Annotated in this window: 11 protein-coding genes and 1 pseudogene; 8 read left to right on the forward strand and 4 right to left on the reverse strand. The window is 35.7% G+C overall.

The features are described 5' to 3' along the window. From RCG20_RS15275 to hxlB, 5 genes are all read left to right on the forward strand, one after another. On the forward strand, positions 1–1,275 hold the full coding sequence (locus RCG20_RS15275) for an MFS transporter (protein WP_308180968.1): 1,275 nt from the start codon (positions 1–3) through the stop codon (positions 1,273–1,275). A 108-nt stretch (positions 1,276–1,383) separates the two neighbouring features. After that, positions 1,384–2,019 (forward strand): bifunctional 4-hydroxy-2-oxoglutarate aldolase/2-dehydro-3-deoxy-phosphogluconate aldolase, encoded by a 636-nt coding sequence (locus RCG20_RS15280; protein WP_308180969.1) that lies wholly within the window; start codon positions 1,384–1,386, stop codon positions 2,017–2,019. A 129-nt stretch (positions 2,020–2,148) separates the two neighbouring features. Next, entirely contained in the window at positions 2,149–3,150 is a 1,002-nt protein-coding gene (locus RCG20_RS15285) for a substrate-binding domain-containing protein (RefSeq protein ID WP_308180970.1), read from the forward strand. A gap of 218 nt (positions 3,151–3,368) precedes the next feature. Beyond that, positions 3,369–4,007, forward strand: a complete 639-nt coding sequence (gene hxlA / locus RCG20_RS15290; protein ID WP_308180971.1) for a 3-hexulose-6-phosphate synthase — start codon at positions 3,369–3,371, stop codon at positions 4,005–4,007. After that, the gene (gene hxlB / locus RCG20_RS15295; protein WP_308180972.1) at positions 4,000–4,548 is read left to right on the forward strand and encodes a 6-phospho-3-hexuloisomerase; all 549 of its coding nucleotides are present in this window, start codon (positions 4,000–4,002) and stop codon (positions 4,546–4,548) included. The genes hxlA and hxlB overlap by 8 nt, the downstream gene beginning before the upstream one ends. Positions 4,549–4,652: 104 nt before the next feature. Here hxlB and RCG20_RS15300 read toward each other — a convergent pair whose 3' ends face one another. The 3 genes and pseudogenes from RCG20_RS15300 to RCG20_RS15310 form a co-directional block, all read right to left on the reverse strand. After that, positions 4,653–4,784: a hypothetical protein gene (locus RCG20_RS15300; protein WP_308180973.1), complete on the reverse strand. Its 132-nt coding sequence runs from the start codon at positions 4,782–4,784 to the stop codon at positions 4,653–4,655. Between the two features lie 81 nt (positions 4,785–4,865). Continuing rightward, a complete protein-coding gene (locus tag RCG20_RS15305) occupies positions 4,866–5,711 on the reverse strand; it encodes a MurR/RpiR family transcriptional regulator (RefSeq protein WP_308180974.1) in 846 nt (281 codons plus the stop codon). A gap of 694 nt (positions 5,712–6,405) precedes the next feature. Beyond that, positions 6,406–6,604 (reverse strand): annotated as a pseudogene (locus RCG20_RS15310) (IS5/IS1182 family transposase); the annotation flags it as partial. A 609-nt stretch (positions 6,605–7,213) separates the two neighbouring features. Between RCG20_RS15310 and RCG20_RS15315 the strand changes: the two are divergent. After that, entirely contained in the window at positions 7,214–9,322 is a 2,109-nt protein-coding gene (locus tag RCG20_RS15315) for a sensor domain-containing protein (RefSeq protein ID WP_308180975.1), read from the forward strand. A gap of 89 nt (positions 9,323–9,411) precedes the next feature. Here RCG20_RS15315 and RCG20_RS15320 read toward each other — a convergent pair whose 3' ends face one another. Next, a complete protein-coding gene (locus RCG20_RS15320; protein ID WP_308180976.1) occupies positions 9,412–10,692 on the reverse strand; it encodes an ArsB/NhaD family transporter in 1,281 nt (426 codons plus the stop codon). A 455-nt stretch (positions 10,693–11,147) separates the two neighbouring features. Between RCG20_RS15320 and RCG20_RS15325 the strand changes: the two genes are divergently transcribed. Next, complete coding sequence (locus tag RCG20_RS15325; RefSeq protein ID WP_308180977.1) at positions 11,148–11,816, forward strand: hypothetical protein; 669 nt, start codon at positions 11,148–11,150, stop codon at positions 11,814–11,816. Between the two features lie 15 nt (positions 11,817–11,831). Next, positions 11,832–12,062 carry a ferredoxin family protein gene (locus tag RCG20_RS15330; protein WP_308180978.1) on the forward strand — a complete coding sequence of 77 codons (231 nt, stop codon included), beginning with the start codon at positions 11,832–11,834 and terminating at the stop codon, positions 12,060–12,062. The last annotated feature ends 6 nt before the right edge of the window (positions 12,063–12,068 follow it).

A 12,068-nucleotide genomic window follows, 5' to 3' on the forward strand; every position in this document is an offset into this window, starting at 1 on the left:
ATGATACAAACACTTGCAAAGCAAAGATGGCTACGCCTTATTCCAATCGCCTTTATTACGTACAGTCTTGCCTATTTAGATAGGGCAAACTATGGATTTGGTGCAGCAGCAGGATTAGCAAACGATCTTCATATAACACCTGGAATTTCATCATTATTAGGATCATTGTTTTTCTTAGGCTACTTTTTCTTTCAAATTCCAGGTGCACATTATGCAGAAAATAAAAGTGCCAAAAAACTAATTTTTTGGTCATTGATTTTATGGGGCGGACTTGCTTCATGTACAGGACTAATTTCTAATGTAAAAGTATTATTTGTCATTCGTTTTATGCTAGGTGTTGTTGAAAGTGCTGTCATGCCGGCTATGCTTGTTTTCTTAAGTCACTGGTTCACAAAAGCTGAAAGATCAAGAGCAAATACCTTTTTAATCTTAGGAAATCCAGCAACAGTATTATGGATGTCTATTTTATCAGGATATTTGTTAAAATCGTTTAGCTGGAGATTTATGTTTATCTTCGAAGGAGCTCCTGCAATCATTTGGGCATTTTTCTGGTGGAAGCTAGTAAACGACAAACCGAAGGATGCAAAATGGTTAACTGAAAGTGAAAAAGCATTATTAGATGAAGAATTGCAAAAAGAACAACAGGGTATCAAGCCTGTTAAAAGCTATAAAGAAGCATTTAAATCAAAAACTGTTATTTTACTAAGCTTTCAATATGCTTTATGGAGTATTGGTGTTTATGGATTCGTTATGTGGTTACCTTCTATTATAAAAGCAGCCCCAAATATGGACATTGTTAAAACAGGATGGCTTTCCTCCATTCCATATATTTTGTCTATTGTGTTGATGTTAACTGCATCATACTTTTCTGATAAAACATTAAATCGTAAATTATTTGTATGGCCGTTTCTATTGATCGGTGCAATCGCTTTCTATTGTTCATACTTAATCGGCACAAGCAATTTCTGGTTATCCTTTGTTCTGTTAGTCATTGCAGGTGGTGCAATGTATGCTCCGTATGGGCCGTTCTTTGCGATTATTCCTGAAATTCTACCTCGAAATGTTGCAGGTGGAGCAATGGCATTAATCAATAGTATGGGTGCATTAGGATCCTTCGTAGGTTCTTATGTTGTCGGATACTTAAATGGAACAACGGGTGGATTTGGTGCATCATACATGTTTATGGCAGGAGCACTTCTTCTTTCTGCAATCCTAACTATTGTGGCAACAAACCAATCAAAATCAGAAAAAGAAAACATGCGTGCAAGTGCATAAAAAAAACAATAGCTTAGTAAGAGCTATTGCCTCATAAAAAAGAGAAAGAATTACAGTCGATTTCAATTATAAAATAAAAATAGATAAATAACAAAGGAAGACAACAAAATGGGAATGGAAGAGATAAAAAACCGAGGTGTTGTTGCTGTTATCCGTGGTGCATCGCCAAAAACGATTATTCCTATTGGAGAGGCATTGAGGAAGGGTGGGCTAACTGCGCTTGAAATCACGATGGAAACGCCATTTGCTCTTTCCACTATAGAAGCAGCTGCAAAACACTTTGATACTGATATGTTTATTGGTGCAGGAACCGTTCTAGATTCGGAAACTGCGAGGGCTGCCATAATGGCAGGGGCAAAGTTTATCTTTTCTCCAACTGTTCGTAAAGAAACGATCATGATGGCAAAACGGTACGGTGTGATCAGTGTGCCAGGAGCTTTTACTCCAACGGAAATGGTGACTGCATATGAATATGGTGCGGATATTATTAAGGTATTCCCGGCAGGATCAGTAGGACCAGACTATTTAAAAGCCATTGCAGGGCCACTCCCACAAATCCCGTTAATGCCGACAGGCGGCGTTGGCCTGCATAACGCCCGGGAATATATTAAAGCGGGAGCTATTGCAATTGGAGTAGGTAGTACACTTGTCGACACAAACTGTGAAATGACAGAAGAGTATTTTTCACAGCTTACTGAAAAAGCACAACAATTCATGATGGCAGTCGAACAGGCTAGATTATAATTTGATATTCAGAAGTCCTCTAACCATGGGTTAGGGGATTTTTGTTTCAACTTATTTTCTAAGAAAGTAGATATCTAAACGAATTACCTATAAAATGTAAGATGCAATTACTTTGAAAGAGTTGATATTATGGAGAGAGTTACAATTGCAGATGTTGCGAAGAAAGCTGGGGTTTCGAAAAGTACTGTATCTCAATTTTTAAATAAAAGATATGAATATATGGGAGAAGAAACGAGGAAAAAAATAGAAGAGGCAATTAAATTCCTTGATTATCAACCAAACTATATTGCTAGAAGCCTGAAGCAGAAGCGTACATCTATGATCGGTGTAATCGTCGGAAATATTGTCCATAGGCTATCGACAGAAATTAGCCGTTCAATTGAGGACTATTGTCATGAGAATGAACTACATGCCATTATTTGCAATGCTGATGACAAACCTGAAAAAGAAAAAGAGTACATAGAAGTCTTGCGTGCAAAGCAGGTAGACGGACTAATTATCTTCCCAACTGGACAAAACGTTAAGTTATATCAGGATATGGTTCGTGAAGGATACCCTGTAGTATTTATGGATCGAAAAGTATATGAATTAAATGCAAATATGGTTGTCGTTAATAACTTTGACGCTACTTACGATGCCATTAGTCAATTAGTTAAAGTGGGACATGAAAGAATTGCAATTGTCACCCAACCATTGATCACAAGTACACGTATGGAGCGAGTAGAAGGGTATAAAAAGGCTCTAATGGATCACCATCTACCAATTAATCCTGACTATCTCATTCACTCCGATATTGAAAATATGCCAGAAAAACTAGAAATACTCTTCTCACAGAAAGAGAAGCCTTCTGCCTTATTTGCTGGGAATGACCGAGCATTTTTGGAAGTTGTTCAATTTTTGAAGCAAAATAAGATAAAAATAGGTGAAGATGTTTCACTAATTGTTTTTGACAATATCCCATTTGCCCATTTAATAGAACCTTCTATAACAATAATATCGCAGCCAGCATACGAAATGGGGCAAAAGGCTGCTGAATTATTGCTAAGACAAGTTAAAAAAGAAGAAAGAAATCCAGAACAAGTAATTTTTCAATGTGAAATAGATAAAAGTGGAACGTTTAGAAATGAATGAAAAAAATCATTCATTTCTTTTTTTAGCTAATCAGAATTTATATCCATAAATTCTGCTAGCGCATAAGTGCAACTACGCTTCTGTCATCGCCCTTAGGGGCTCGCCAATCAGCGAGTTTTCTTTATTTACATATTGAAAAGCGCTTTCAAATCATTTATAATTTCAATAAACCGATTTAGTAAACCGATTTATTGAAGATGAAGGTGAGGTTATTTTTAATGAAAATTCAATTAGCTTTAGATCGTATGGCGATTAAAGAAGCAATTTCTATAACAAAATTGGTTCAAGATTCAGTTGATTGGATCGAGGTAGGTACTTCGTTAATCAAGGAGTTTGGAAAAAACAGCATAAGCGAAATAAAAAGGTCTTTTCCAAATAAAATGGTTGTTGCAGATATAAAGACAATTGATAATGCCATTTATGAATTTGAAATGTGTTTTAATGCTGGTGCGGATGTCGCAACTGTGATGGGGGTTTCACCTATTGTTACGATTCAAGCATGTTTGCAGGTAGCAGAGAAGTGGAATAAAAAGGTGATGATTGATTTATTAAATACTTCTGATGATCAATTGGCTACATTGTCTCAATTTAAAAGTGCAATTTTTTGCCATCATGTGAGCAAGGATCAACAAGAACTAGATTCGAGCGAAAAGAGTGGAGTGCGAGTGTTCACTGATGCCACTCCTACTATTGCTGTTGCGGGTGGAATTACATTGCAATCCATTAGGGATTTAGCATCCATTCGCCCTTCTGTGATTATAATAGGTTCTGCGATAACAAAAGCAAATAATCCAACACAAGCAGCTTACGAATTCAAAAAAACAATTATAGAGCTGGAGGGTCAAGTGAATGAATAAACTTGGAGCTATTATTGCTGAAATACAACTGGTGACAGCCAAAATCAGCGGGATGCAGTTGGAAGAATTTGCTTCTATATTATTGAATGGGAAAAGAATTTTTGTTGTGGGTGAAGGTAGATCAGGGCTTATGGCCAAATCCTTTGCAATGAGATTAATGCACTTAGGAGCAACAGTATTTGTTGTTGGTGAAACAATTACTCCGTCCATTAACGAGGGTGATATTCTTGTAGCAGTTTCGGGTTCAGGGACTACAAAGGGTGTAGTATGGGTAGCAGAAAAGGCAAAATCTATGAATTGTCAGGTTGTTGCATTAACGACTAATGTGGAGTCAGAACTTGCTTCTTGTGCTTCACTTGTCCTACATGTTCCAGCGGCGACTAAGTTTCGGAAAACGGGAGAGTTAAAAACGATTCAACCTCTTGGGTCTTTATTTGATCAGTGTGTTCATGTGTTATTTGATACTATTTGTTTGCATTACGCTGATTTAAAAGACGTAAATCACGATCAAGTCTTTAAACAACATAGTAATATGGAGTAAAAAAGAATAAAGCAATTCCACCCTTTGTAGTGGAATTGCTTTCAATTCGTTTTGAAGATGCCAACGTAAAAAAAATAGGCTGTTTTCTAAAAGATAGCTACTAGCTATTCACTTTCTTGTGTTACATTGAAAAAATCTTTACTTTCCTTTTTATTCTCTTTTTGTTCGTTGTTTTTACCCATTTTTCCATCTGATTCATAGCTTAATTGCTGAGATGGTTCATTATTCTTTTTCATATTAGCCTCCTTTCGTATTAAGTTTGTCCAACAAAATCTCAGGTCATAAATATTCCCATTCTTAAATCAGTTAATAAACCTTCAAATTCTTGTTTCGGAAATGGCATTCCGTACTTTTTCAAGCGAGTTTTTTGCTTTATCTTTATTTAAAATCATCAAATTAACATAGAGGGCATCAATTAGGCTTAACTGCGCAATTCTAGATGCCAATGCCTCCGATCGATATTCCGTTTCATCTGAACTTGTGTAAAGTGCAACGTCTACATTTTGGCTGATTGGCGATTTTGGAAAGCTTGTGATCCCAATCGTCTTGGCACCGCTTTCAATTGCGGTATTTAAAATTTTAATCGTATCATTATTGGTTCCAGTATGAGAAATAACGACTGCAACGTCATTTTTGGTTAACTGTGAGGCAGACATCAACTGAAAATGGGAATCTGGAAAAGCAAATGCTTTTACCCCTGAGCGAATAAACTTATGAAATGCATCTATCGCTACCACGACTGAGCCACCGGTTCCATAAAACTCTACTCGATCTGCTTCTTGAATTAATTGCACTGCTTTTTGGAGGGAATTATAATCAAGAATTTGTAAAGTATTTTCCAATGTTCTGATGTTGGACTTAAAGATTTTCTCTGAAATCGCTTTTTCATTATCCTGATCACTAATTTCTTCATGGATATGTTTCATTGGTGTAACAACTTCGGAAGCAAGCGCAATCTTCATTGCTTGATATCCTTTAAAGCCGAGACGCTTGCAAAAACGAAAAACGGTTGCATCTGCAACGTTTAGGTCTTCAGCAACCTCATTTATTGTACAATGAATAATTTTATCAGGATTATCCAATATATAATTAGCAATTTTCTTTTCCTTTTCACTTAGCCTGGCATAATAAGACCGAATTTTTCCGAGGTAGCTAGGGGTCATTGTCAAGCTCCTTTCTTTGGTAACAGTTGCAAACAAAAGTATTACTTTAAGAATAACACGAAAAAAATTTTCTTGAAAATAATTGTGGCATGAAAAAAGCGGTTATCACAAAATGAAGTAGTTCAGATAACGTGGAGAAAAACTCAAATATCCATCGTAATCACAGCCGAATTAGCATATTATTTAACATTGAAATACGCTTGGATTATTTCGATGACACAAAAAAAGGACCTCATGTAACGTTCTCTGAAACTTGTCTGTTGATTTCCGCTCCAGGCACTCGCTTTCCGCGGGGAGGCCCGGGAGCCTCCTCGTCGCTTCGCTCCAATCAACTCAGGTGGATAAAGTAAAAATATCTGAAAAAAACAACAAACTTTACGAAAACGGTCTTTTTAAAAGGCTCTGTTATTGTTCATTGTTGATTTTCTGCGGGTATACTAGCTTAATCGGAGGAATTCCGTTTATTTTGAAAAAGTAGTGGTTAAGAGGAGAAATAGGCGGAGATTTTCCGCTTAAATAACCTAAAAAAGCCTTTTAATCATGGAAACGTATAGTTTAACAGGAAAAAATCCGCTTTTATGTAGGGAAATATGTGAATTTCCTGATTTAGCAGGAATTTTCCCGTCTATTTTTCAATACCATAAAATCAACATCCAGCTTTAACAAAGCCTTTTTTAAAAAAATATACAAAAAAGGTTTTATTGATAAGCAAGTCAAAAAGGTTTAGATCTTTTAATCGATTCAATGAATGCGTATCCGATGCCATGTAGAAAATACTTAAATGGCGTGTCAAATTTCGACCGTTCCACCACGTCAACATCTAATAAATCATAGATAGGCGTTAACAATAAATATTTGAACATGCGAAAAGGGCCGATATACCTTTTTTCATTGACTATGGTTAAGCTATTATTGATTTTTGACACTCTGTTGATTGGAGCGGAAATCAACACAAGTTTCAAAGAACGTTACATGAAAACTTCTACTATGCCCTCTTATTTGGTATGCCCACCATAAGGACATAACAACAGAATTAACACCCTCATTCGGACATTGACCATGATTATTGCCTCACTGTTAATTGACTTGCTATTTATTATATTAATTTGGACTTTATAAAGCCATAAATATGGTTATATCAATAAAAAATATCCTACCAATTAATATGTTAATTGATAGGATATTTCGGTGGTTATTTGAAATGTTTCTCCACAAAAACGGAACTACTTACATAAAATGATAACCGCTTTTTTCCATATAATTAGATCCCCATTATTGTGCACCAATCGTTATTCTATTGCAGTTCATTGTGACAAGTTATCAACTTTTCTCCCATTAAAACCAAATAAATCATTCCTTCGGTTATGATTTAAATAAATCCTATCAACGAGGAAAAAATTCAACAATTTGTCAAAAAAATTAAAAAAAGGAAGATAAAACAGTTATAGAATATAGTTAAGGTATTTTGTGTATAAATAATGTTTTTAAAGGCGGGATCATGATTGGAAAACCCATCCCATACAAATGAACTAATTAATAAATTGCGTTTAAAAATACAAGAATTAGAAAATGAGCTTCACTTTTGGGAATCCTTTGGTCCAGTCGTCCTGAATGCGCTACCAATGAATATTTTTTTAGAGGATCCTGAAGGGCGAACTATATTTGCAAATGAACAGGCCTGTAAATTAAATGGCAAAACTTTAGAAGAATTAGTTGGTACAACCGTTTATGATTTTTTCCCTCAACGTATTGCTGAAAATATCCGGAAAATTGATCTCGAAGTTTGGAAAGAACGAAAACTGATTACAAATGAGGTTACTGTTGGATTCCAAGGGAAGGAATCGTATATGTTTACGGGAAAAACTATTATTCATGAGAATAAATCAAATCAAGATTTCATGCTTGGATTTGGTTTGGATATTACCGATCGTGTTATTGCGGAAAAGTTGCTTAAGGAAAGTGAAGAAAGGTTCCGAAACTTGATTGAGCAAGCTGGGGATTGTTTCTTTTTAATTGATAAAGAAGGAAAAATCATTGATGTCAATAAAATGTCTTGTGAGTTACTTGGTTATCAAGAAGTGGAATTGCTAAAATTAACAGCAAGAGATACTTTCCAACGGCTGTTTGGAAAAATTCATGCAATCAATAATGATCTAGAAGGCAGCCTAACGTGTTCCTTTGAAGACCAATTAATCTCCAATAATAATAAGCTAGTTCCTGTGGATATTAATCTCCAATTAGTGGATATTGGTGGAAATAGTTTGTATTTGGCATTGTGCAGGGATATATCTGATAAGAAAAAATCAGAAGAGAAGATTGAGCACATGGCTTTTCATGATGCCTTGACTGGCCTTCCAAATCGATGGTTTCTTGAATCTCAAGATCTATCAAATGGTAAAAATCAAGATAGGATGTTCGGAATTTTTTTACTTGATTTGGATCGTTTTAAAGTCATAAATGATAGTTTAGGGCATCAGGCAGGAGATCTTTTATTACAATCTGTAACAACAAGGTTAAAAGCGGCCGTTTGTGATGATAAGGTTATTGCAAGGTTAGGTGGCGATGAATTTATATTACTTGTCCCCAATTTACTAAATACCGAAGAGGCTTTTACTTTTTCTGAAAAAATCATGAAAGTAATGGAAAAGCCTTTTGATATATACGGACAAAAGTTTAATATAACAACAAGTATTGGAATGAGTTTATACCCAAGGCACGGTAGCGATATCAATACATTAATTAAAAATGCTGATCTTGCTATGTACAGTTCGAAAGAAAGGGGGAGGAATTGTGCCTCCTTGTTTACTCCTGAAATGAAAGACCATGCAATAGAAAGAATGGATAAGGAGATCATGCTTCGTCAAGCCCTTGATAATATGGAATTTATTTTGCATTATCAGCCTAAAATGGATTTAATCACAGGGAAAATTTATGGGATGGAAGCACTAATTAGATGGAAAAATAATGAGAATAGTATTCTTTATCCAGATTTTTTCATCCCTATTGCGGAGGAGACGGGGCTAATTGTTCCAATTGGAGAGTGGGTTCTTCGGGAAGCCTGTTCACAATGCAAAGCGTGGCATGATGCAGGGCTCACACAGCTGTCTATAAGTGTGAATATCTCAGCGCAACAATTTCAAAAACAAAATTTAGAAAAACTAATTAGTCAGGTTCTGGATGAGACAGGTTTGCCTCCATCAGCATTAGAACTAGAATTAACAGAAAGTACGATCATGCAGGAGCCAGCCCAAGCAACGGTTATCCTAAATAATCTTAAATCACTTGGTATCACAATTTCTATAGATGATTTTGGAACAGGCTTTTCCTCCTTAAGTTATCTAAGACAATTCCCTATTGATATTTTGAAAATTGATAAGTCATTTATTATGGACCTAGAATGGGATGAGGCAAATGCATCAATTGCCACTGCTGTGATCTCACTTGCTCATAATTTAAATCTAAGGGTGGTTGCCGAAGGAATTGAAACAGTCGAACAAATGAAGTTCTTAAGGAATTTACAATGTGATTTTGGACAAGGTTACCTCATTAGTCGTCCAGTTGAAATGGAAGAAGCATTAATCCTTGTGAAACAAGATCTTTTCGTACTCTAACAATAACAGCTACCTTTTAAAGGGTAGCCGTTATTTATCTTTAGTATTTTTTCGTCATATTTATACTCAATCCTCATCGTTTCCCTCCCTTAAATAAGGTACCTTACATAAATGTAAACGGTACAAATTGCAATGGATAAAAGCATTAGTGGAAAAGCAATCAACAGGAATTTACCAAATGAAATATGATACCCTTCCTTTGCTGCAAGGCCAGCAACGATCACATTAGCGCTCGCACCAATCAATGTACCGTTTCCTCCTAAACATGCCCCTAGCGATAGACTCCACCATAGCGGTTCTAAATTGGTGATCCCCAAAGACCCCATTTCCTTAATCATTGGAATCATTGTGGCAACAAATGGAATATTATCAATAAACGCAGATGCAATCGCACTAACCCAAAGAATTAAAATGGATGTGGATTTTACATTTCCGCCTGTTAAACTCATTGAATAGTCTGCTAGTAGGGATATGACTCCCGTTTCGATTAAACCTGAAACAAGAACAAACAAACCAATGAAGAAGAAAATTGTCGGCCATTCTACTTTTCCAAATGCTTTATCTAAGTATTTTTCTCCAGTGATAAGCAGCAATAAAAAGGCACCAGCTAATGCAACAGTTGCTGATTCAATATGAACCAATTGATGTAGGAAAAATCCCAAAATCGTAAAAGTAAGGGAAATTAAGCATTTTATTAATAATCTCTTATCTGTAATTTCCTCTTTTTCGTCTAAGTCCATTAAATCAGCTTTTAATTCATTAGAGGTTCGAAGTTGTTTCCTGTAGATAAGAGCCAAAATAGTAATATTCACAAATAAAATAAAGAAATTAATGGCAGAAAGATTATAAATAAATTGCATGAATGTCAATTCTTTTACCGCGCTTCCAATCATAATATTTGGCGGATCGCCAATAAGAGTAGCTGTACCCCCAATGTTCGAAGCAATAATTTCAGAAATTAAATAGGGAATTGGGTTTACCCTTAATTGCCTTGTAATACTAAAGGTGACAGGTACCATTAACAGAACAGTTGTGACGTTATCCAAAAAAGCCGAACCCACGGCTGTAATGAGGCCGAGTGCAATTAAAATTTTAATTGGATCCCCTTTTACCTTCTTAGCTGCCCAAACGGCCATGTACCGAAATAACCCAGTTTCTGCGGTAATAGCAACAATGAGCATCATACCAGTCAATAATCCAAGTGTGTTGAAATCAATATGATGCAATGCCTCTTCTTGAGTAACGATTCCTAGCAAAACCATCAAAATTCCGCCGGTCATAGCAATAATAGTCCGATGAATCTTTTCTGTTACGATAAAACCATAAGTTACTAAAAATACTCCAATAGCAATCAGAGCCTGATTTGACAATTCTCCACCCCTTCTCTACTTTTCTTTTTATAAATACAGTGTCTGTAAATATGAATAGAAATACTCCGTTATTCCAGAAAAAGACAAAGAGGAGCCTGTGGTGACAGGCTCCTCCGAAAAAACACCGTAATATCTAATTAACTTTATTCTATCGAAATATCTAAATATTGTAAAGGGGTTTCACATTTGATGTTGTCTTGCTACAAAGGATTTGTAGCATTTTTTGGAAAAAATTAATTGAGTTATTTTAAATGCCAAACTAACTATTTTCCATCTTTCAATATTGCCATTTTAGAAGTTCTCCTAGATTGGAGAGTCTCGTGTCAATATTGTGAAGTGTGACATTGGTCAAAGCGTTATATCAAAGAGTATTCTATAATGATTTTGGTTAATGTTTGGGTAGAAAAGATTAATATTGTAAACGCTTACATTTTTATAAGGAAGGAGGTACCTTTATGAAAAATAAGATTACAATATTATCGGGCCATTTTGGAAGTGGGAAAACGGAAATTGCCATCAACTTGGCATTGAGTGAAAGAAAAATACATGACAAAGTAGCCATTAATGATTTAGATGTTATTAACCCTTATTTTCGTTCGAGGGAGGTTGCAGATCTATTTCTGCAACATGATATTGAATTAATTTCCCCAAAAGGCAACCTTGCTTCTTCCGATTTACCTATTGTATCTGGTGAAATTTATCGTGTTTTACATGATCCAAGTTACAAGATCATTGTTGATGCAGGTGGGGATAAGGATGGAGCAACTGCTTTGGGCCAGTATTATCAAGAATGGAAAGATATGAACCCTGAATTGTATTTTGTGTTAAATGCAAATCGGCCATATGTTAGCACTTTGGAAGGTGCAATATATACGGTTAAGGAGATTGAAAAGGTTACACGTCTAAAAGTGACAGGGTTGATCAACAATTCGAATATTGGTTCGGCAACAACTATTGATGAAATTATAAGTGGTTATGAATTAAGCTGCCAAGTGTCTGATAAACTGCAAATTCCTCTATTGTATACGTGTATTTCATCGCATTTAGAAACAGAAGCAGAGGATTTTGCGAAAAACCATCAAGTAAAGTTAATCAAGAGATATATGAAATTACCGTGGGAATGACAAGGAGGCGAGTTTATGGAAATGAAAGTGATTTTTAACGAAGAAATTTGCAAGTCATGTGGCTTGTGTGTTCAGGTATGCCCTACAAATATTATCTTTCTAGCAGACTACTTAAATGGAAAAGGATATCGTCCTGCAGCGGTTGTGGATCAAGACAATTGCATCAGCTGTGCAAAGTGTGGCCAAATCTGCCCGGATTCTGTTATTACGGTTTACCGTCCAGAGAAGAAAAAACAAATGGTGTGATTTGAA

Origin of the sequence: Neobacillus sp. PS3-40, assembly GCF_030915485.1 — a bacterium.
Classification (GTDB): Bacteria; Bacillota; Bacilli; order Bacillales; family Cytobacillaceae; genus JAUZPL01.

What these genes read in the sequence shown, in the direction of transcription:
- RCG20_RS15275 (WP_308180968.1), top strand. Translation starts at nt 1, where the DNA reads ATGATACAAACACTTGCAAAGCAAAGATGGCTACGCCTTATTCCAATC.
- RCG20_RS15280 (WP_308180969.1), top strand. Translation starts at nt 1,384, where the DNA reads ATGGGAATGGAAGAGATAAAAAACCGAGGTGTTGTTGCTGTTATCCGT.
- RCG20_RS15285 (WP_308180970.1), top strand. Translation starts at nt 2,149, where the DNA reads ATGGAGAGAGTTACAATTGCAGATGTTGCGAAGAAAGCTGGGGTTTCG.
- hxlA (WP_308180971.1), top strand. Translation starts at nt 3,369, where the DNA reads ATGAAAATTCAATTAGCTTTAGATCGTATGGCGATTAAAGAAGCAATT.
- hxlB (WP_308180972.1), top strand. Translation starts at nt 4,000, where the DNA reads ATGAATAAACTTGGAGCTATTATTGCTGAAATACAACTGGTGACAGCC.
- RCG20_RS15300 (WP_308180973.1), bottom strand. Translation starts at nt 4,784, where the DNA reads ATGAAAAAGAATAATGAACCATCTCAGCAATTAAGCTATGAATCAGAT.
- RCG20_RS15305 (WP_308180974.1), bottom strand. Translation starts at nt 5,711, where the DNA reads ATGACCCCTAGCTACCTCGGAAAAATTCGGTCTTATTATGCCAGGCTA.
- RCG20_RS15325 (WP_308180977.1), top strand. Translation starts at nt 11,148, where the DNA reads ATGAAAAATAAGATTACAATATTATCGGGCCATTTTGGAAGTGGGAAA.
- RCG20_RS15330 (WP_308180978.1), top strand. Translation starts at nt 11,832, where the DNA reads ATGGAAATGAAAGTGATTTTTAACGAAGAAATTTGCAAGTCATGTGGC.